The organism is Faecalibacterium gallinarum, assembly GCF_022180365.1.
GTDB classification, from domain to species: Bacteria; Bacillota; Clostridia; order Oscillospirales; family Ruminococcaceae; genus Faecalibacterium; species Faecalibacterium gallinarum.
The window spans coordinates 183289-202854 of record NZ_BQKV01000098.1; the positions used below are offsets into that span (position 1 = coordinate 183289).

Annotated in this window: 19 protein-coding genes; 13 read left to right on the forward strand and 6 right to left on the reverse strand. The window is 56.0% G+C overall.

Features of this window, described 5'->3' with window-relative positions:
* Positions 1–50 precede the first annotated feature (50 nt).
* The 8 genes from JCM17207_RS11460 to JCM17207_RS11495 all read left to right on the forward strand — a co-directional run bounded on the left by JCM17207_RS11460 (position 51) and on the right by JCM17207_RS11495 (position 8945).
* Positions 51–818: an ABC transporter ATP-binding protein gene (locus JCM17207_RS11460; protein ID WP_238317762.1), complete on the forward strand. Its 768-nt coding sequence runs from the start codon at positions 51–53 to the stop codon at positions 816–818.
* The gene (locus tag JCM17207_RS11465) at positions 808–3021 is read left to right on the forward strand and encodes an FtsX-like permease family protein (RefSeq protein ID WP_238317763.1); all 2214 of its coding nucleotides are present in this window, start codon (positions 808–810) and stop codon (positions 3019–3021) included. Before JCM17207_RS11460 ends, JCM17207_RS11465 begins: the two co-directional genes overlap by 11 nt.
* Positions 3022–3169: 148 nt before the next feature.
* Positions 3170–3556, forward strand: a complete 387-nt coding sequence (locus tag JCM17207_RS11470) for a rhodanese-like domain-containing protein (protein ID WP_238317764.1) — start codon at positions 3170–3172, stop codon at positions 3554–3556.
* Between the two features lie 22 nt (positions 3557–3578).
* Positions 3579–4040 (forward strand): GNAT family N-acetyltransferase, encoded by a 462-nt coding sequence (locus JCM17207_RS11475; RefSeq protein WP_309295411.1) that lies wholly within the window; start codon positions 3579–3581, stop codon positions 4038–4040.
* A gap of 193 nt (positions 4041–4233) precedes the next feature.
* Positions 4234–5208: an alpha/beta hydrolase gene (locus JCM17207_RS11480; protein ID WP_238317765.1), complete on the forward strand. Its 975-nt coding sequence runs from the start codon at positions 4234–4236 to the stop codon at positions 5206–5208.
* A gap of 82 nt (positions 5209–5290) precedes the next feature.
* Positions 5291–5740 (forward strand): cyclophilin-like fold protein, encoded by a 450-nt coding sequence (locus JCM17207_RS11485; protein ID WP_238317766.1) that lies wholly within the window; start codon positions 5291–5293, stop codon positions 5738–5740.
* Between the two features lie 157 nt (positions 5741–5897).
* Positions 5898–6713, forward strand: coding sequence for a MerR family transcriptional regulator (locus JCM17207_RS11490; RefSeq protein WP_238317767.1), 816 nt, complete (start codon positions 5898–5900; stop codon positions 6711–6713).
* Positions 6714–6947: 234 nt separating this feature from the next.
* Positions 6948–8945 carry an FAD-binding protein gene (locus tag JCM17207_RS11495; protein WP_238317768.1) on the forward strand — a complete coding sequence of 666 codons (1998 nt, stop codon included), beginning with the start codon at positions 6948–6950 and terminating at the stop codon, positions 8943–8945.
* A 129-nt stretch (positions 8946–9074) separates the two neighbouring features.
* On the opposite strand, the gene JCM17207_RS11500 is transcribed toward JCM17207_RS11495, so the two are convergent.
* Together JCM17207_RS11500 and JCM17207_RS11505 are read right to left on the reverse strand one after the other, a co-directional pair.
* Positions 9075–9635: a flavin reductase family protein gene (locus tag JCM17207_RS11500; protein WP_238317769.1), complete on the reverse strand. Its 561-nt coding sequence runs from the start codon at positions 9633–9635 to the stop codon at positions 9075–9077.
* An 84-nt stretch (positions 9636–9719) separates the two neighbouring features.
* Positions 9720–10583 carry an aldo/keto reductase gene (locus JCM17207_RS11505; RefSeq protein WP_238317770.1) on the reverse strand — a complete coding sequence of 288 codons (864 nt, stop codon included), beginning with the start codon at positions 10581–10583 and terminating at the stop codon, positions 9720–9722.
* A gap of 143 nt (positions 10584–10726) precedes the next feature.
* Here JCM17207_RS11505 and JCM17207_RS11510 point away from each other — a divergent pair, with 143 nt between their 5' ends.
* The gene (locus tag JCM17207_RS11510) at positions 10727–11128 is read left to right on the forward strand and encodes a MerR family transcriptional regulator (protein WP_238317771.1); all 402 of its coding nucleotides are present in this window, start codon (positions 10727–10729) and stop codon (positions 11126–11128) included.
* 304 nt (positions 11129–11432) lie between these two features.
* Complete coding sequence (locus JCM17207_RS11515) at positions 11433–11822, forward strand: helix-turn-helix domain-containing protein (RefSeq protein WP_238317772.1); 390 nt, start codon at positions 11433–11435, stop codon at positions 11820–11822.
* A gap of 99 nt (positions 11823–11921) precedes the next feature.
* Here the strand turns inward: JCM17207_RS11515 and JCM17207_RS11520 are convergent, their stop codons facing one another.
* A complete protein-coding gene (locus JCM17207_RS11520) occupies positions 11922–13949 on the reverse strand; it encodes a M28 family metallopeptidase (RefSeq protein WP_238317773.1) in 2028 nt (675 codons plus the stop codon).
* 28 nt (positions 13950–13977) lie between these two features.
* Positions 13978–14319: an inorganic diphosphatase gene (locus tag JCM17207_RS11525; protein WP_238317774.1), complete on the reverse strand. Its 342-nt coding sequence runs from the start codon at positions 14317–14319 to the stop codon at positions 13978–13980.
* Between the two features lie 214 nt (positions 14320–14533).
* Between JCM17207_RS11525 and JCM17207_RS11530 the strand changes: the two genes are divergently transcribed.
* Both JCM17207_RS11530 and JCM17207_RS11535 read left to right on the forward strand, forming a co-directional pair.
* A complete protein-coding gene (locus tag JCM17207_RS11530; protein ID WP_238317775.1) occupies positions 14534–15649 on the forward strand; it encodes a hypothetical protein in 1116 nt (371 codons plus the stop codon).
* A 125-nt stretch (positions 15650–15774) separates the two neighbouring features.
* Positions 15775–16329 carry a transposase gene (locus tag JCM17207_RS11535; protein ID WP_238317776.1) on the forward strand — a complete coding sequence of 185 codons (555 nt, stop codon included), beginning with the start codon at positions 15775–15777 and terminating at the stop codon, positions 16327–16329.
* Positions 16330–16400: 71 nt separating this feature from the next.
* Here the strand turns inward: JCM17207_RS11535 and JCM17207_RS11540 are convergent, their stop codons facing one another.
* Both JCM17207_RS11540 and JCM17207_RS11545 read right to left on the reverse strand, forming a co-directional pair.
* On the reverse strand, positions 16401–16754 hold the full coding sequence (locus JCM17207_RS11540) for a hypothetical protein (protein WP_238317777.1): 354 nt from the start codon (positions 16752–16754) through the stop codon (positions 16401–16403).
* Positions 16755–16763: 9 nt separating this feature from the next.
* Positions 16764–17228, reverse strand: a complete 465-nt coding sequence (locus tag JCM17207_RS11545; protein WP_238317778.1) for a MerR family transcriptional regulator — start codon at positions 17226–17228, stop codon at positions 16764–16766.
* A gap of 165 nt (positions 17229–17393) precedes the next feature.
* Here JCM17207_RS11545 and JCM17207_RS11550 point away from each other — a divergent pair, with 165 nt between their 5' ends.
* Complete coding sequence (locus JCM17207_RS11550) at positions 17394–19394, forward strand: FAD-dependent oxidoreductase (protein ID WP_238317779.1); 2001 nt, start codon at positions 17394–17396, stop codon at positions 19392–19394.
* The last annotated feature ends 172 nt before the right edge of the window (positions 19395–19566 follow it).

Genomic DNA, 19566 nt, shown 5'->3' on the forward strand with positions numbered 1-19566 from the left:
GATACACTCCGGGCGTGGGATCTCTTACAATAGGTCCAGAGGTGAACGAGATGAAAGAAATACTCAAACTGGAACACATCCAGAAATACTACGGCAACGGGGGCAATCTGACAAAGGCCATCCGGGATATCAGCTTCACGGTGGAGGAAGGGGAGTTTCTGGGGATCATGGGCCCTTCCGGCTCGGGTAAAACCACCCTCTTGAACTGCGTTTCCACCATTGACACCGTGAGCGCCGGTCATATCTATCTGGATGGCGAGGATGTGACCGAGATCCGTCCCCGGGCCCTTGCCCGGTTCCGCCGGGAGAAGCTGGGCTTTGTTTTTCAGGATTTTAACCTGTTGGATACCTTGACCGTCGGGGAGAACATCGCCCTGGCCCTTGCCATCAACCAGACCCCCGCCGATCGGGTGGAACCCAAGGTCCGGGCCATGGCCCAGACTCTCAATATCCAGGGAATCCTGGATAAGTACCCCTATCAGGTGTCGGGCGGGCAGCGGCAGCGGTGCGCCTGCGCCCGGGCGCTGATTCATGGGCCCCGGCTGCTATTGGCAGATGAGCCCACCGGCGCCCTGGACAGCCATTCCGCCCAGATGCTTCTTTCCGCCTTTGCGGGTATCCACGCCCAGATGGGCGCTACCATTTTGATGGTAACCCACGACGCCTTCACCGCCAGCTATGCCCAGCGGATTTTGTTTCTGCGGGACGGCGAGATCTTCACCGAGCTGCGGCGGGGCAGCGCCTCCCGCGGGGCCTTCTTTGAGCAGATTTTGCAGGTGCTGACCATGCTGGGAGGGGGCGCGCAGGATGTACGCTAAACTGATTCTTCGCAGTGCCCGGCGGTCGGTTCGGGATTATCTGGTTTATATTGTCACCCTGACCCTCTGCGTGACCCTGTTTTATGCTTTTTTATCGGTGTCCAGCCGCTATTATCAACCGGACATCGGGGTGGAATACGATTTCACCCTTCTCAGCGATGGCATGAAGCTGGCCATCTGCGGGGTGACCCTGATTTTGCTCTTCCTCATCCAGTTTGTGAACCGATACATGCTCCGCAGCCGTCAAAAGGAATTTGCCCTCGAGGCGGTTTTGGGGATGGAACAGCGGACCATCGCCTGGCTGTTTTTTGCCGAAACCCTCCTGATGGGGGGCGTGGCGGTGCTATTGGGGATTGGTCTCGGGGCGGTGTGCTCCCAGTTCATCACCGCCCTGTTGCTGACCAATTACGGCCAGAGCTACCATCCCGTCTGGACTCTCTTCCCGGATACAATGCTCTGGACGGTGGGCTTTTTCTTCCTGAGTTTTTTGGCAGTGGGAATTTTCAACACCCGGACCATCCGCCGGACCAAGATTCTTTCCATGCTGACCGCCAGCAGGGAAAACGAAGCGCCCTTTCAAACCAGCCGCTGGATGCAGGCGGGAGCCGCTCTTTATCTGTTGTTGGCCCTGGTTCGGGTGGTTCAGGGCACGCGGATGCTCTATTTTTATGGGGACATCCGGCTAGCGCTGCCGGTTCAGCTCATGTTTTGGGCCAATATTCTGGCCCCGGCGGGACTGCTGGCGTGGGCGGCAGCCTGGGCCATGCACCGCAGGAAGTGGGGCTTCCCGGTTCTGGTGCTGGGTCTGATGGTGGGGGCGGTGCTCTGCGGTCTTTCGTCGGTCTCTGTGCCGGTGATGCAGCGAAAGTATCTTCTGGTCTTTGGGGCCGGGGGAACCAACCAGGCGCTGGGATTTCTTCTGGTTGACCTGATTTTTCTGCTCTGCGGGGGAATCTGGCTTTCCAGTACTCTGCTTGTTTGGAAAAAAGACCACAGCCCCGCCTGCCGCTACCGGGGAACCAATCTTTTCTTTTTTGGGCAGATGATTTCCAAGCTCCGCACCACCAGCAAAACCATGGCCCTGGTCAGCGTGACGCTGGTACTGGCGATCTTTCTCTTTGGGGCGGCTCCTGTTCTGGTGGGCTGGGCCGAAGGGTATCTCGAGGCCCGCTCGATGTACGACATCCAGATTTTCTCCCGGTATAACGATGTCTATGACGAGGCCGACCTGCCCCGGGGCGGCTACGACCAGGTGACCCAATTCCTGGCGGAAGAAAAGATCGGGATTCAGGCGGATTGCGCCTTCAGCCTCTATCTGCCCCGGCGGGAGGAGTTCCGCAGCCGGGGGAAATACGATTTTCCAGTGGCGGCCATCGCCCTGAGCGACTACAACGCCATCCGGGCGATGCTGGGGCTGGAACCCGTGGCCCTGGCCGAGGGGGAGTTCACCACCCAGTGGAGAACCATTGCCTCCGCCGCAGATCGGGCCGCCTTTTTGGCACAGCACCCGGCGGTCTCCACCGATGCGGGGGAACTAACCCTTGCACAGCGGGCGTACTATACCGACCCCATGGGGGAGAGCTTCTACAACAGCTACACGGATGTGCTGTATGTGTTCCCGGACGAGGTCTGCCGGCAGCTTTTGCCGGTGATGGAGTGCCGTTATCTCATGACCGCCCAGCCCCTGCCCTATGAGACAGCTCGGGCTCTGGAACATCTTTTTGAGGAGTATTATCCCGAACAGACCCCCGGCGGCGTGAATTATTCTATCCGGCTGCGGACCTTGCAGGTCAACAGCGCCCGGGCCAGCAATTTTGTCCTCCAAACCACCCTGCTCTATGGTGCGGTGGTGCTGATGGTGATCTGCCTGACGGTGCTTTCGCTGCAGCAGCTTCTGGACGCCGGGCAGTACCGGGCCCGGTTTCAGGTGCTGCGCAGGCTGGGAGTGGAAGAAACAGAAATCCACCATCTGGTGGTGCGGCAGCTGGGAGTTTGGTTCGGTCTTCCGGTGGGGGCGGCGGTTCTGGTAGGGACCATTGTAACAGGCTGCTTTGTAGGGGCACTGGAAGCTGAGATCAACGCCTATGTCGGCTTTGGGGCTCTGGCCGTTCAGCTGGGGGTGATGGCCGCGATTCTGGCGGTTTTGCTGGGGTGTTACTTCGTCAGCACCTGGGCGCTGTTCCGCCGGGCCATTGAAGAATAACGTTCGGGGATTCAGGGGGAGAAAGGTGTCTCAGTCACAGTCAAAAGGGAGAAAGGTTGTGGGCGGTTCCTGACCATGGTATACTAAAGCCAGCCTGCCGGGGAAAAGCCCGGAGCTCTTAGGAGAAACTATGCAAGGAGATTGCTCTATGAAGAAAACCATTCTGGCTTTGATGTTTTCCTTTCTAATGCTGCTGACCGCCTGCGGCGCGGGCTCTTCGGAGGCTGGCTACCAGAAAATCAGTCAGGAAGAAGCCAAAGAAATGATGGACGCCGGAGAAGTTTTGATCCTGGACGTGCGGGAACAGTCGGAATACGACAGCGGCCATATCCCCGGTGCGGTATTGCTGCCGGTGGGCTCCATTGATGCGGAAACGGCCGCCAATATTATTCCGGAAACCGACACCGTGGTGCTGGTCTATTGCCGCAGCGGCAACCGGAGCAAGAAAGCAGCCGAAGCTCTGGCCGAGCTGGGGTATACCGGTATTTATGAGTTTGGTGGGATCAACACCTGGCCCTATGAAATCGAGAAATAAAGAGTTGGGGGCGCAGTCCGCTATGGTGATTCAGCAGCTCAAGGACCCTTCCGAACGGCAAAAGGTGAGCCGGAGTATTCTGGAGGATCTTCCAGAATGGTTTGGAATTCCAGAGGCGCGGGAAGAATATATCGCGGAGTGTGCCCATCAACAGATGTTCTGCGCATACGATGACGGCAACCCCATTGGTTTTCTGAGCCTGAAAGAGACAAGCAAAGATACTTTGGAGCTGTATGTTCTGGGCGTTTTAAAGTCCTTTCACCGAAAAGGCGTGGGCCGGGCTTTATTTCTCTGTGCAAAGGAAATGGCAATCCGGCAGGGATATTCTTTCCTCCAGGTAAAGACCGTTCAGATGGGAAAGTACGAGAGCTATGACAGAACAAACCGGTTTTATCTTTCGCTGGGGTTCAAGGAACTGGAAGTGTTTCCGACTTTATGGGATGAATGGAATCCCTGCCAGATCTATATAATGGGTCTAAATTAGAACGGATTGTTTCAAAGGGGGCGCCTGATAGGCGCCCCCTTTTTGGCTCCATAGTGGTATAGGTTTCGGGCATGGAAAACCATTCTGTATAGGTATTTGCGTTATGCCAGGGAAACGGTACAATAGAAAGGGAAGAAACCATCTCACAAAACCGGCCTGAGGGCCAAAGAAGATTTAGAGGAGGTCAGAGAAGATGAAATCCAAATATCAAGGCTATACCTTCCCTCTGCGGGACAGTGTCCAGCGGGAAAAGGTGCATTTCCATAACCGTTATGGAATCCCGCTGGTGGGGGATTTGTACCTGCCCCGGGATCGTGCCGGGGTTCTGGCGGCGGTAGCCGTAGCGGGGCCATTTGGCGCGGTCAAAGAGCAGTGCGCCGGCCTGTACGCCGAAGAGCTGGCCAGCCGTGGGTTTGCTGCCCTGGCTTTTGATCCGTCTTTCATTGGCGAGAGCGGCGGCGAAGTGCGGAATGTGGCTTCTCCGGACATCAACACCGAAGATTTCTCGGCGGCGGTGGATTACCTTTCGACCCGCGACTTTATCGACCCGGAGAAGATCGGAATTCTGGGGATCTGCGGCTGGGGCGGCATGGCCCTCAACGCTGCATCCATGGATACCCGCATTAAAGCGACGGTCACCTCTACCATGTACGACATGACCCGGGTGAATGCCCGGGGGTACTTTGATGCCGCAGACAATGCCGATGCCCGGTATGAGACCAAAAAGGCCCTCAACGCCCAGCGGACGGCGGATTATAAAAACGGGAGTTATGCCCGGGCCGGGGGCGTGGTGGACCCCCTGCCGGAGGACGCCCCCTTTTTTGTGAAAGATTACTATGCCTACTATAAAACCGAGCGCGGTTATGCTGAGCGGTCGCTCAACTCCAACGACGGGTGGAATGTGACTTCCGCACTGTCTTTTCTCACCATGCCGATTCTGCGTTACAGCAACGAGATCCGCAGCGCCGTGCTGATGATTCACGGAGAAAAGGCCCATTCCTGCTATTTCAGCCGGGGTGCCTTTGCCGGGATGATAAAGGATAATCCCTATGCTGAAAACAAAGAGCTGCTGATCCTGCCGGGCGCAGTTCACACCGATCTCTACGATCAGAAGGAGATTATTCCCTTTGACAAAATCCAGCAGTTTTTCCTCACCTATTTGAAGTGATTCGGGAGGGAGCGGTATGAAAAACATCCTGGCGGTCTTTCTGCTGGTTTTTTCCCTGTCTGCCTGCGGGCAGGGGCGGCTTTTGGCAGAACCCGGCGGCACTGCTTCGGTCTCAGTTACCACGGCCACTTCCGTTAAAAGTGAGGCACTGGCCGAGGAAGAAACTTTCCTCAAAATCAAGGTGGGGGAGTATGAGTTTTCGGCAGATTGGGAGGAGAATTCTTCCGCCCAGGCGTTCCAGGAACTTTTGGAGCAGGGGCCGCTGACCGTTGAAATGTCCGATTATGGCGGCTTTGAGAAAGTGGGATCGCTGGGTCTTACACTGGAACGAAACGACACCCGGATCACAGCAGAGCCGGGGGATGTGATTCTTTATCAAGGAAATCAAATTACGATTTACTACGGCACCAATACATGGGACTTTACCCGATTGGCCAAAATTCAGGATCCATCCGATTTGCAGCGAAAACTGGGACAGGGGAGGGTGGAAGTTACCTTTTCCCTTGGGGGAAAGCCGGAGTCCCTGTTATAAGTTTTTAGAGGAAAAAAGAGAGGACGCCTTTTGGGCGTCCTCTCTTTTTGGGCCGATTCAGGTTAATGCACAAGAGCTGTTGTTTTTTCGAAAAATATGATACACTAAGGATACCACGACAGCCAACCGACCAGGCTGATTAGAGGGGGAGATAAAAATGGATGCAGCCGAAAAAGGATATTATATCCGGGAGTTTGCCTGCATGACCGGTTTGCCCCAGAGTAAGATCCGCTATTATGAAAAAATCGGTTTGTTTCGGGTCAAGCGGATGAAAAACGGGTATCGCTGGTTCACGCCGGAAGATGCCTTTCGGGTCAACGCCTTCCGCTCGCTGCTGCGATACGGGTTCAGCATTGAAGCGGCGATCCGGATGCTGGACGAAAAACAGCAGACCGCCCAGTTTGAGCAGTCATTAAAAACCCAGCGGAAAGCTCTGACCAAAGAAAAACAGCTGCTGGAATACAGGCTCCAGGCCTTGGACGATGCCCTGGAACTTCTCAACCTGAAACCTGGTTTAGACTTTTCGATTCAGGATGTGCCGGACAAATTGTATGTTTACGCCTCCCGCGGGCGGGACTTCAGCGTGGCGGCGCAGGCCAGTGAAACCATTACCCTTTTTGTGGAGCTGCTCCCCATCTCAAACTACGCGCGGATTGTGGATACAGCCCAGTTTTCCAATGCGGAGCCGGAGATTAACCCCAGCTATGTCAGCGCTATTCCGGCCTCAGAGGAGTGGCGGCTGGGGGATTACGACCCGACCCACGTGCACCGGCTGAACTTGGGAAAATGCCTGGTCTATCACAGGAGCCTCACCCGGGAGGAAAGTGTCCGGAAAGAAAGTTTTGCCCCTATGCTGGAATGGCTGACGGGGCACGGCTATCGGATGCGGGGCAAAATGTTGATTTTACCCGCTTTTTTGAATCTGGATGGATGTGGGACCGATATGGAAACCGTAATCCTGCCGGTTTACTGAGAAAAAACTGGCTCTTTCAAAGGACCGAACAGTTGCCCCCTGTGGATTATTGCCAAATCCGCAGGGGGTTCTTTGTGCCCTGTCACAGACAAAGTGACAAACTGGTTACAGCCCTTGACCTTCAACTTGGTTTATGCGCTAAGATGCGTTCGTGAAATGTCAAACGATGCCGGGCGTGCAAAAAATCATCCCAGCATCGCGGTAAAATTCTCTGTAAACCAAGGAGGAATTCCCATGTCCAACCGCATTTCCCGCCGTAATTTCCTGAAAACTGCGGCTGCCGGTGCAGTCAGCGCTGCTGCGGCCGGCGTTCTGACCGGTTGCGGCGAAACCGCCAGCTCGGTTTCTGCTTCGTCCAGTGCAGCTGGTTCTACCGCGTCTTCTGCGGCCAGCTCGGCCGCCGAGGCGGTCTTCTCCTTTAAGCCGGGCACCTATACGGCTACTGCCTACGGCAACCTGTCGGATGTGACGGTAGAGTGCACTTTCACCGATACGGCCCTGACCGACGTCAAGATTGTCAGCCAGAATGAGACGGCGGCCCTGTTCAGCCAGGTGGAGCAGGAGCTGATCCCCGCCATCATCGACAACCAGGCGGGCGGTGTGGACAGCATCACCGGTGCCACCAATTCCAGCCGCGCTGTTAAGGAGGCCATTGCCGACTGCGTGGCCCAGGCGGGCGGCGACCGCCAGGCCTGGCTGGCCAAGACGGTGGAAAAATCCGCCGGAGCAGATGAAGAATACGGCGTGGATGTGGCGGTCATCGGCTGCGGCGCCGCAGGTTTCATGGCCAGCATTGTGGCGGCCCAGAAGGGCCTCAAGGTCCTGACCGTCGAAAAGGCGGGCAGCGTTGCGGGCGTCAACGGCATCAAGGTTTCCGGCCCCTTTGCGGTGGATACCAGCGTTCTCCACAACCGGGAGGGCGGCACCACCCTGACCGTGGACGAGGTTTTCAACCACGCCATGGAGTACACCCACTGGACCCCCAACCCCAGCCTGATGCGCCGCTGCCTGGAAACCTCCAAGTATGCGGTGGAGGAGCTGGTTAAGATCGGCTACAACATGCAGGAGGCAACCTTCCGCTTTGAGACTCCCTTTAAGGATGAGAAGGGCGGTTTCCACCTCATCAATAACTCCCTGGACGAGCGGATCGAACTGTGGGAGAAGGCACTGGACGACAACGGCGTCCAGGTGATCTACAACTGCGCCGCCAAGAGCCTGATCGTGGAGGACGGCAAGATCGCCGGCTTTACCGCGGAGAAGGAGGACGGCACCCAGATCACCGTTCATGCTTCGGCGGTCATCATTGCCTCGGGCGGCTTCCTGGGCAACCGGGATCTGCAGGAAAAATTCCTCCACACCCGCAAGCTGAATGCAGCTGCCGGCGGCAACAGCCTCTGCACCGGCGACGGCATCCTGATGGCCAACGACGCGGGCGCCGTCCTCTGCAAGACCTTCGGTTATTGCCCCTGTGAGTACGGCGGCACCAACAGCAAGGCCAGCCGCCCCGCCAAGCAGGATAAGTACGATCAGAACTACTGCTTTAAGTTCGGCCTCTACGGCAACCTGCTGGTGGATGCCGAGGGCAAACGGTTCATCAACGAGGGCCTGCTCTGCGACTATCCCATGAGCTATGGTTCCGAGCAGATCCTGCTGAACGCCCCCTGGTACGGCATTGTGGACCAGGCCTATGTGGACGCCATGGCCACCCAGGGCCTGTATGAGTATACTACGGCTCGGGGCGCCACCAGCGAGAACTGGTTTATCGGCAACTATTTCAAGGGCCGTATCCTGGACAAGCTCCCCGAGGATATCGAAGAGGGCCTGGCCGAGGGATGGCTGGCAAAAGCCGACACCCTGGAGGAGCTGGGCGAGGCCTTTGGTCTGACCCATCTGGCCGAGACGGTGGCCCAGTACAACGAGTACTGCGAGAAGGGCGTGGACGAGCAGTTCGGCACCAACAAATGGTACCTGAGCCCGGTCAAGCAGGGGCCCTTCTACGCGGTTCAGTGCGAACCCAGCGCCTGGAGCACCTTCGGTGGCATCCGCACCGACGACTGCTGCCGTGCCCTGACCCTGGACAACCAGCCCATCGACGGCCTGTATGTGGCCGGCACCGACAGCGGCAGCCTCTATTATAGCCCCTACTATGATATCCCCGGCTACTGCTATGGTCTGTGCATCGACAGCGGCTACATCTGCGCCGAAGAAGCAGCCAAGTACATTCAGGCGTAATCGCAAGCACTAAAGCATTCTCCAAAACAAAAGGGCGGAGCCGGCGGGCTCCGTCCTTTTCCGTGTCTTGGGCAGAACAGAAGGTAAAATACCCCCGGGAGCGGTTGAACTTCCGGGGGTATTTTGGTTTTATTTCAGCTGGAGACCGTCCTTAAAAGCGTGGCCCACGACCTCACCCAGAACGCGGTATACATTATGAATGGGGTCGAAGGTGATGGGCTGGAGTTTAGCCGGGTCGATCTTCTCGTTTTCGTCCAGAACGGACTCGTCGGCGCTGATGTTGACGATCTCACCCACCAGGCGGCAGGACTGCGGATCATAACTGACCAGACGGCATTCCACGGCCATGGGCAGCTCATCGATCAGAGGGGCGTCCACAGTCTCGGCACGGGTGGTGTGCCAGCCTGCTTTTTCCAGCTTGTTGGGCTCGGCGTTGCCCGAGACGATACCCACATAGTCGCAGGCAGCCAGCTGCGCCGCGGTGGCCATGCTGACTGTAAACGCCTTGCGTGCCAGAATGTTGGCGGTGGTTTTGTGTCCGGCGCTGATGCAGAGAGACAGCTCCTGGTCATCGCTGATCCCGCCCCAGGCGGCGTTCATGGCATTGGGCTTGCCGTCTTCATCATAAGCGGCCAGGATAAACACCGGCTGCGGATAGGTCCAGGGTTTGGCTCCGAAATTTTTGCGCATTTGAGATACCTCCTGTTTCCTGTGTTTGAGTCTATTGTACCGCATTTCTCTTTGCCGGACAAGCATCGGCTGCCCTGCCGAGGGTTACTCCTGTTTGGCCTTGCGCTGCTCTACCAGCTGCACAAACCACTCCACCATGTGGGGGTCCTGGTGGGAGAAAAAGGCACTCTGCTTTTTGTCCAGCCCCTCAATGGCGGTCATATCCTCAGAGCTGAGGGTGAAGTCAAAAATATCCAGATTTTGCTCCATCCGTTCTTTATGGGTGGATTTGGGGATGACCACTACACCCCGCTGCAAGTGCCATCGCAAGATCACCTGTGCAGAGGATTTGCCGTATTTCTGGCCGATGGCCGCCAGGGTCGGGTCGCTGAATAACCCTCCGCGGCCCTCGCCAAACGGAGCCCAGGCCTCCGGCTGGATGTGATATTTGTCCATCCACACAAGGGATTCGGTTTGCTGGTGATAGGGATGGATTTCCACCTGGTTGATCATGGGGCGGATCCGGGCAAAGCTGGCCAGATCCACCAACCGGTCGGGGTAGAAGTTGGATACGCCGATGGCCCGCAGTTTGCCTTCGTTGTAGAGGTCCTCCAGGGCGCGGTAGGCGCCATAGTAATCGCCAAAAGGCTGGTGGAGCAGCACCAGATCCAGATAATTTGTCTGTAATTTCTCCATGGATTTCAGCACCGAAGCCCGGGCGGCGTCGTAGCCGTAGTGCTCTACCCACACCTTGGTTGTCAGAAAAATCTCCTGGCGGGGCACGCCGGATTTTTGGATGGCGTTGCCCACCTGCTCCTCGTTGTAATAGCTCTGGGCGGTGTCCAGGGAGCGGTAGCCCACCTTCAGGGCGTCCTGAACACATCGTTCACACTCGTCCGGCGTCACCTGATAGACACCATAACCCACCATGGGCATTTTCACTCCGTTGGAAAGAGTAACATATTCCATCGTCTGTTCCTCCGTTTGAATGGTTTCGACCGCCTCTTGTGCAGAAGCGGGGTCTGTGGTATCCTCAGTGTAGCATCCGGTTGTTACTACCGGTCAAGAGGATGATTGTGAATTTATTGTAAACATCCAGAGGAGGAAAACTCATGCTTTTTTCGATGAAGCAAACCTGTGAAAAAACAGGGATGACATACGAGGCGCTGAAATTCTACTGCAACCAGGGCCTTGTGCCCAACGTGAAGCGGGATGCCGGCAACCGCCGTGTTTTTGACGAACGGGATATCGCCTGGATCGAGAGCCTGGGTTGTCTCAAGCGGTGCGGACTCAGTATTCAGGAAATGCGCTACTATGTGCAGCTGTGCCAGCAGGGGACGGCTTCCATCCCGGAGCGGAAGGTGATTCTGGCCCAAAAGAGGGAAGCGCTTCTGGAACAAATTGCCCAGCTGGAAGACGCGGTGGCATATGTTGATCAGAAGCAAAAATTCTACGACGACGTTTTGGCGGGAAGACAGCCCTATGTCAGCAACCTGTTGAACGGGGAGGGATGAGGCCCATCTTCAAAGAAAAGTCTGTTTTGGTCTAAACAGAAAAGGGTTTGGTCCGAGAGGCGATTCAAATGGAGAAACACCATGAAATGCTTTCAGCAATATCAGAACCACATCATCCGCATATTTTCTGAGGCGATTGAGGAGTAGATGCTGGGCTCAAAAAGACGATGCATCGCCGGTCTACTGCCGCTTAACTCCTGGTCGAGCCGGATAAACCAGTTTTCGGTTGAGAAGTTTTGACGCAGAAGGTACAATGAGAGCAGAAAAGAAACCTGGTGCAAAACCAGCAAAGGAGCGAATCACCATGAAGAAAACCCTCGGTGCGCTGATCGCACAGACCCGCAAAGAAAAAGGGATGACCCAGCTGGAACTGGCCGAGAAGCTAGGAGTTACCGATAAGGCTGTCTCAAAATGGGAGAGAGACTTGTCCTGCCCGGATATCCAGTCGCTGCCCACTTTAGCGGAGGTGCTGGGCCTTTCGCTGGAAGAACTGATGCAGGGCAAGAATGACCCCCCACACCAGGAGGAGGCGCCCATTGCCCTGGTGAATACCATCCTGCGGGCAGTGGCACTTGCTATGGGGGTGGCCGTGGTGGCCCTTTCAGTGCTGGATGTGCTGGACGGGAAAGCCGCAATTTCTCTTTTGGGGGTGGGCCTGGCCTGTCTGGCCCTGTACTCTCTGCAAAAGGGCTGAACCATTTTTGATTTCCATTATAAAAACCGGGGGAGTACAAACCTGTGTGGTTTATACTCCTCCGGTTTTGCTGCAAAAATAGAACAAGATTTCAGGGGCTTACCCGAAAGAGGAGAGCAGATTTTGAATCAGTCCGGCAAGATCCATTTGGGTGAGGCGGGAGGAGATTTCCTCCATATTGAGGAGAGCCATCCGCCCCGATGAAAGGATGGTGGGATCGGGAGATTCCCCGCCGGGGGTTTGTTCAAAGAGCAAAAGGAGGACGTTCTCGCCCTGGCGGAATTTTGCAGCGTAATACAGGTCGTTTTCAAGGCCTAAAAATTCCCATCCGCTGAGCGCTGGGTCGAGATCTTCTCCCAGAGCAGTGGGCTCCACTGTGAAAAAGTCCCGCCCGACGGAAAGCATCAGATGAACCGCAGAGCCGTCTGGGGCGAGGTATTCAGCGGTCACAAGCTCTGTCTTTTCCGGAACGATCTCGAATTCATAGATTTCTCCCGGTGTAAAGGTTGCTGTTGGTCCATCCAGGATGGCAGCGTGCGAAACAGGTTCCTCTGCGAGATGATCCAGCCGGATAGCCGCCCGATAAAATGTATATTCATCGCTTAGTGCTTCGGGCAGGGAAACAAAGGGGAACTGCTCAGCAAATTCATCCAGACTTTCAAAGGGCTGCATCCCATACAGCAGATAATCAGATTCAAAGGTTTTGCCGTTCTCCTGCGGGGGATTGAGGGTGACGCAAAGTCCCTGGTTATAAGCCAGGCCGTATTCCTGGGTGAGCTGAGCGCGGAGAAGAGCAGTTTCTTCCCAGAACGCATCCATTGCTTGTTCGAAGTCGAATCCGCTATCCTGCTGGGGATCTGGGCTGAAATCATCGTCCCCGTGTTCTGCGGCGAACCCGGCCAACTGCGCGGCCAGTTCTTCTATAAGAGGATAATCCAGCTGTTCGGCCTGATCTTTGGGTGAATGGGCGTTGCCGGGCTCAAGATAAGTGTGCACGTTTCCAAAGACCACCGGGAAACAGTTGTTATATCCATTGAACTGGATCTGGTCACTGGTATAGGTTTCGTCGCTGGCCTGGATGCCGTCAGAGAAGTTCAGCCCGCTCAGAGCTTCTTGAAGGGGTTGGCCCCGCTTTTCTGCCATCAGATAGGTAGTCTCGCCCTTCAGTCCGACACAGTCGATGTTGATGAGACTGACGGTCTCGTACTGCGCCGCAACTTCTTTGGCAAAAGCGATGGCGCCGCCCATTCCGGCCTCCTCGCTGTTGAATGTAACGAAAATCAGGTCGTTTTTCAGCTGGGGCGCTTGCTGCTGGACCAGCGCAGCAATCCGCATCATGGCCGCTGTGCCAGAGGCATTGTCCAGAGCCGAGGGGAAAAGCTGATCTCCAAAGATGCCGCTGCCGTCGAAGTGTGCACTGAATATGAGGGCGCTTTTGCCCTCGCTGCCCCGGCGGACCGCAGCGACATTTTGCAGCGTGCCCTCCGAATAGGAAGCCTTTATTTTAATGGCAAGTTGGGCCCCCTCTGCCAGCTGGTCTGAAAATGCCTGATCCAGAATCAGGAGGACTCGGTCGGTTTCCTTCCGGATGGAAATGGTGGTAACTTCGCCATCGCGGACAGCATCGCAGAATACCGCGATTGAATCGGGATTTTCGGCCAGCCAGTCCAGGCAGGTGAGCCGGTCGGGGGCAAAGTAGATGCCGGCGCCGTCCTGGCAGGACGCGGGATCTGTAAAGACGGGCAGCGTCCGGTTTAGATCCATTTCCGGCAGAGAGCAAAAATAATCTTCTCCAGCTTTCAGGGAAATAGTCTCGCCTGCGGCGGTGGTCAAAATGACTTCCGGCTCGGCCTGTTCGGGCCGATACACCGGGCCCTCATATTCCTGATAGAATGTCTCAAAATAGGGTTCAAGCCCTTGTTCTTTAAAATACTCTGCTATATATTCTGCGGCCTTCTGGTTGCCGGTGCTGCCGCTGATACGGCCTTCAAACGCAGGGGAGGCGAGAGTTGACACAAGTTCCTCAACAGATTGGTCGCTACTCGGCTGCGCAGCACCGCAGGAGGCGAGGAAAACCCAAAAAACACAAACGACAACGAGTACGCTCAAAAATCGGGAATGTTTCATACAAATGCCTCCTTATGTTTTAATGGTTTTACGTCACTTTTGCGGGCTCCACGATGATTTCGGTACGAAAAAATCGTTCCTGAAAATCAGTCTGTTCTTGAATTTCCTCTTTGGAAAAAGAAATTCCTTCCGGGGCCACTACCCATTTTTCTTCCACATCGTCAGCGCGCTGGATGATCGCGATTACCTTGCCGATGTATTCTGTCACCGGGTGGTTAACGCCCATAAGATAGGCATCTTGTTCTTCGCCGTCCGGCGCCAAGGTTCCCGGGACAAACCCATAGTTTATAGGGTAGCGCAGAGCCGGGTATTTCGGGTGGCAGCTCCCCAGGGGGCGGTCCACAATGATTTTTACAATTTGGCCGAGCATTTTTCGCCTCCCCAGTGTACTTAAAGGAAGTATAACACAGAATCAGGAACTTTGTACAGAAAAGCGTTGATAATTCGCCCAGAGAGCCGCCTCTGTGCCACTGACTCTATGAGAAATACTGCTTAGTCTCCCGCGCATCGACTGCCGAAAAGCGGGTTTTTCTGGACAAAGGATCGGATCAGAGCGTATAATTATAAAAAAGGAGGCAAATAAAATGAATGAAAAACCGAAAAAATCCCGCGGGCTGAAATATATTGCCCTGTTTGTGCTGGCTTTGGCGGCGGTGTTCTGTCTCTGGGTGGGGTATAAATGGTTCACCCGGCCACGGATCAGCCAGATTTACCTGTACGGAGAGGGCCATGGTGTGCCGGAATACATCGACGAGGAGTTTGAGCTCTGGAGCCAATACTACCACGAAGAGGGAATGCGGCATCTGTTTGTGGAATACCCCTACTATACCGCTGAGCTTCTGAACCTCTGGATGAATGAAAAGGACGATACCATCCTCTGGCAGTGGTTCGGGGAGATTGCCGGCACACAGGATGCGGTGCAGGAAAAATGGGATTTTTTCCATCGGATCAAAGCCGAGTGCCCCGAGACGGTTTTTCACGGGACGGATGTAGGCCACCAGTACCAGACTACTGGGGTACGATATCTTGCCTATCTGAAAGAACAGGGCCTGGCGGACTCGGAGCAGTACGCCCGAGCCCAGGAGGTCATGGAGCAGGGGAAATACTATTATGAGAATTCGGATAGCATCTATCGGGAGAACATGATGGTGGAGAACTTCCTCACCGAGTACGCTGCCCTGAACGGCGAGGATATTATGGGAATCTACGGCTCAGCCCATGTGGACCCGGAGGGGCTGGATTATTACACCCAGACTGTCCCCTGCATGGCCGGGCAGCTAAAAGAGACTTACGGTGAGCACCTCCACACCGAGTTTATGGAGGATTTGGTGGGAGAAAACTTCCCAACCTTGTCCCAGCTGGAACTTCCGGCAGAAGGGGAGACCCAGAGCTTTAATCTGGGCGGGAAAACCTATTCTGCGGTCTGTGTTGGCTGGCAGGACATTCGCGAACTGACCGGCGGGCAGTACCTGGCCCGGGTTTTCTGGCAGCTGGAAGAAGGGGCTTTCGCGGACTTTGAAAGCGCCCGGACCACCGGCGCGGTTCTGCCCTATGAAAACTTCCCGGTTCCGGTGGAAGAAGGCCAGGTGTTTGCGGCGGATTACATCATGTTCACTGGAGGAACTGTGCGATACTACCTCCGGGCAGATGGAACCCTCTGGGAGGGGGTGGAGACTACGGTGGGGTTCTGGCCGGTCTGAGAACCTGGCCTTTTCTGAAGAAAAGAAAACCTCGGCGGAATTTTCTCCCCGGACTACGCATTTTCTCTGCCCATTGGCGGGAATTTGTAGTATAATGGAGAAAAGCGACGGGGAGGATGTCCAACATGGCCCAAATGACCTTCAGCGATCTGGAGTACAGCAGACGAAAAAAGAAAACCCGGCGGGAGAAGTTTCTGGAAGCAATGAACCAGCTTGTCCCCTGGGAGGCCTGGGTCGCGGCCATCGAGCCCTATTACCCCCACGGCCGCCGGGGCCGCCCGCCGGTGGGAGTGGAGAAAATGCTGCGGATGTACCTTTTGCAAAACTGGTTCCAGCTGTCGGCGGCGGCGCTGGAAGAGGCCATCTATGACAGCTACGCCCTGCGCCGGTTTATGGGGGTGGATTTTATGGAGAGCGGCGTGCCGGATGCCACCACCCTTCTGAAATTCCGCCAGCTTTTGGAGAAAAAGGGGCTGCATCTGGAATTTGAGGCCGAGCTTCGGCGCCGGCTGGCCGAGAGTGGTCAGATCCTCAAGACCGGGGCGATCCTCGACCCCATGCTGATCCGAGGGGTACAGCCGTCCGCTGCTGCTCCGGCTGATTCGGAGGAAGAACTGCTGCCTCTGGAACAACTGGCGGCCCGCAGCCAAAGAAAAACCAGCGCAAAAATTACAGAATAAGGGGAAATAAAAAGCTCCGCACCGTTCCTGTTCAGTCAGGGGACGGCCGCGGAGCTTTTGTTGTTTTGGGATCAGTTTTCTGTTACCGGGATCCGCAGGATGCAATATACCTGCCGGGTGCCGTTTTTTAAGGTGTAGGCAACCACTTCTTTCAACATGACCTGCCCGGGAACCAAATTCATGCGGCGAATGTGCGCAACGAGCTGGTTGTATTGGTGAAAGTGCTGCTCTTTTGCCCGTTCCCGGTTGACGGGATAGTTGGTGTACTGGATGAAGGTTTTTTCTGTGGACATCAAAACGGCAGGGGAGGAAGTTTTCAGCCCGATAGCGGCGGCCTCTTCAGCAGGAACCGAAAATCCCCATTCCGCCTGCCATTGATCGTCACCCAAGAAGGTGAGCCGCTGGGTGGACCGGACGGTGGGCATAGCGTCGACTCAGCGGGTCAGCTGCTGGTATACACCCTTGTCCCCGGAAAATTGCTGCCCCACTGTATGGGGCAAAAACCATACGGGTTTTGAAGAGCAGATCTGCCATTCTTTTTTCAGACAAAACTTGAGGTCTGCCCTCAGGTTTTGAATGGCTGCGGTGGTGCGCTGTTTCTGCCGGATTTCCTCTAATAACCGGCTCTGATGTTCCTGCAACAGGTGGTCCAGCTCCGGAGCAGTGCTGTCTGTTAAAATTTTACGGCTCTCTTTGACAGAAAACCCGATGTTCTTCATCCGTTTGCATTCCAGAACAATGCTGGCGTCCCACATATTATAAAAACGATAGCCGTTTTCATGGGTTTCGGGTTGCAGGATGCCGGTTTCCTCGTAGTATTTCAGAAAATGGGACGAGACACCCATCCGTTTTGCAAACTCGCCGATTTGATAATCCTTTAACGTAAACTGCTTTTCCATGAGACCTCCCGTGAAATTTGGGTTACAAAACGAAACGGTCCGTACACTTGACCTGCGGGCTGCTGTCAAGTGTACAATAACAACAATGGGATGGTAAAAAAATCACAAACCATCTGCGGCTGACTGTGTAAGCCGACAAATCATTAAAAAGAAGGAGAAAAAACAATGAAAAAGATTTCCCGCAAAGGTTTTCTGCGCGTTGCTGCCATGACGGCTAGGAGCGCCACCACCGCAGCGGCCCTGGCCGCTTGCCAGAACAGCGGTGAAGCAGCAGCTTCCTCCGCAGCCTCGGGCAACGCCGGCATCTACACCCCTGGTACCTATACCGCTACCGAGACTGGCATGGGCACAGTTACCGTTACCATGACCTTCAGCGACAGCGCCATCACCGAGGTAAAGGTAGACACCTCCAAGGAGACCATTGATGTGGCTGTCAACTCTGCCGAGGAGTTCCAGGAGGCTCTGATGGCCGCCCAGAGCGCCGAGATCGACGGCGTTTCGGGCGCATCCATCACTTCCAAAGCGGTCAAGAAGGCGGCGGCCAGCTGCATCGAGCAGGCTATGGGCCTGGCTGTGGAAGAGGAAGAGACGGTTGCCGTGGACGACGGCACCCCGGCCTGGCTGGGCCACGAGCCGGAGATCGCCGACAGCGAGATCGTCGAGACCCTGGACACCGAAGTCCTGGTGGTGGGCGGCGGCACTGGCGGTCTGTTCGCTGCATGCAGCGCGGGGGAGAACGGCGCCAAGACCCTGGTCATTGACAAGCTGACTTCCGGCGGTGTGCGGGACGATCTGGGCGCCATCGACAGCCGTTACCAGAAGGAATGGGGCACCAAGATCGACAAGTTTGATTATATTACCGAGATGACCAAGACCGCCGCAGGCCGTCTGGATCAGCGGCTGGTAAAGCTCTGGGCCGAGGAGTCCGGCGAGGCCATCGACTGGTATGGCGACCGGCTGGCCGAGCGGGGCGTTGAGCTCTGGCACGAGGCGGGCGGCGATGACGAAGGCTCCCGCTACATCCACTTTGCCACCGGCCATTCTCCCAAGTGGGAGGGCAGCGACGACGGCGAGGGCAACCAGCTGAACGGCGCCAAGGTTCTGACCGACTATGCCCTGACCCTGGGGGTGGAGTTCCGCTACAATACCCCGATGGTCAAGCTGATCAAAGAAAATGGCCGGGTCACCGGCGCCATCGCCGAGAATGAGGACGGCGGCTATGTACGGATCAACGCATCCAAGGGTGTCATCGTTGCCACCGGCGGTTACTCTCTGAACTATGATATGCTGGAGGCGCTCCAGCCCGAGAACCTGGCCATTGTGGGCCTGAATGGCTCCATTCCCGGCGCCACCGGCGACGGCATCAAGGCTTGCATCTGGGCGGGCGGCAAGTTCGACGAGACCCACAGCATGATGATGTTCGACCGTGCGGCCCTCAAGCCGGACGCTGTTCCTGGCCGCGCCCAGATCGAGAGCGGTGAAACCAGCATGTTCTGGATGGGCAGCCAGCCGTTCCTGAAGGTCAACTCCAAGGGCGAGCGGTTCTTCAACGAATCGGGCACCTACGAGGGCATCCTCCACGCCGACGAGTTCAATAAGGACCACTGCCATTATACCATCTTTGACTCCGATTGGACAACCTATATCCAGTCCTTCAAGACCCATGGCTGCAGCCGGATGTTCCCGTTCCCCAACGGCGCAGAGCCCAACCGGACCTATCAGTCCATGGAGGAATCCTTCCCCGGCATGATCGAGAAGGGCGTTCTGTTCCAGTGCGACACCATCGCCGAGCTGGCCGAGAAGCTGGGTCTGCCCGCCGATGCTCTGGAGGCCACGGTGGAGCGGTACAACGAGCTGTACGACAAGGGCGTGGATGAAGATTTCGGCAAGGAGTCTTTCCGTCTGAGCGCCGTCCGCAAAGCACCCTTCTATGGCGTCAAAAATACCGGCTTTATCCTCTGCACCATGGATGGCATCCAGATCGACCAGAACATGAACGCTGTGGATACCAACAACGAGCCCATCCCCGGCCTGTATGTGGTGGGCAATGACTCGGGCGCTTACTTCTCGGCCACTTACCCCAACCTGTCCACTGGCGCTGCCTGTGGCCGTACCGTGACCTTTGGCCGCCGCGCCGGCCGGATTGCCGCAACCTGCGGGATCTGAGCCGCCGGAGAGAACTGGGAATATAAACCAATCGAGACGCAAGATAAAAAGGAGTAACGGATATGTCGGAACTGAATAGACGAAATTTCCTGAAAGGCGCTGTGGCGACAACGGCTTCGCTGGCCGCGGCCGCTGCCTTGGGCGGGTGCAGCCAGACCGCTTCCTCCGCAGC

Bases quoted from the DNA above. Each gene is read 5' to 3' on its own strand.
- JCM17207_RS11505 (WP_238317770.1), bottom strand. From the start codon at position 10,583: ATGGAATATGTTACTCTTTCCAACGGAGTGAAAATGCCCATGGTGGGT.
- JCM17207_RS11490 (WP_238317767.1), top strand. From the start codon at position 5,898: ATGGATGCAGCCGAAAAAGGATATTATATCCGGGAGTTTGCCTGCATG.
- JCM17207_RS11510 (WP_238317771.1), top strand. From the start codon at position 10,727: ATGCTTTTTTCGATGAAGCAAACCTGTGAAAAAACAGGGATGACATAC.
- JCM17207_RS11550 (WP_238317779.1), top strand. From the start codon at position 17,394: ATGAAAAAGATTTCCCGCAAAGGTTTTCTGCGCGTTGCTGCCATGACG.
- JCM17207_RS11535 (WP_238317776.1), top strand. From the start codon at position 15,775: ATGGCCCAAATGACCTTCAGCGATCTGGAGTACAGCAGACGAAAAAAG.
- JCM17207_RS11480 (WP_238317765.1), top strand. From the start codon at position 4,234: ATGAAATCCAAATATCAAGGCTATACCTTCCCTCTGCGGGACAGTGTC.
- JCM17207_RS11520 (WP_238317773.1), bottom strand. From the start codon at position 13,949: ATGAAACATTCCCGATTTTTGAGCGTACTCGTTGTCGTTTGTGTTTTT.
- JCM17207_RS11495 (WP_238317768.1), top strand. From the start codon at position 6,948: ATGTCCAACCGCATTTCCCGCCGTAATTTCCTGAAAACTGCGGCTGCC.
- JCM17207_RS11545 (WP_238317778.1), bottom strand. From the start codon at position 17,228: ATGGAAAAGCAGTTTACGTTAAAGGATTATCAAATCGGCGAGTTTGCA.
- JCM17207_RS11465 (WP_238317763.1), top strand. From the start codon at position 808: ATGTACGCTAAACTGATTCTTCGCAGTGCCCGGCGGTCGGTTCGGGAT.
- JCM17207_RS11500 (WP_238317769.1), bottom strand. From the start codon at position 9,635: ATGCGCAAAAATTTCGGAGCCAAACCCTGGACCTATCCGCAGCCGGTG.
- JCM17207_RS11475 (WP_309295411.1), top strand. From the start codon at position 3,579: ATGGTGATTCAGCAGCTCAAGGACCCTTCCGAACGGCAAAAGGTGAGC.
- JCM17207_RS11540 (WP_238317777.1), bottom strand. From the start codon at position 16,754: ATGCCCACCGTCCGGTCCACCCAGCGGCTCACCTTCTTGGGTGACGAT.
- JCM17207_RS11470 (WP_238317764.1), top strand. From the start codon at position 3,170: ATGAAGAAAACCATTCTGGCTTTGATGTTTTCCTTTCTAATGCTGCTG.
- JCM17207_RS11525 (WP_238317774.1), bottom strand. From the start codon at position 14,319: ATGCTCGGCCAAATTGTAAAAATCATTGTGGACCGCCCCCTGGGGAGC.
- JCM17207_RS11530 (WP_238317775.1), top strand. From the start codon at position 14,534: ATGAATGAAAAACCGAAAAAATCCCGCGGGCTGAAATATATTGCCCTG.
- JCM17207_RS11460 (WP_238317762.1), top strand. From the start codon at position 51: ATGAAAGAAATACTCAAACTGGAACACATCCAGAAATACTACGGCAAC.
- JCM17207_RS11515 (WP_238317772.1), top strand. From the start codon at position 11,433: ATGAAGAAAACCCTCGGTGCGCTGATCGCACAGACCCGCAAAGAAAAA.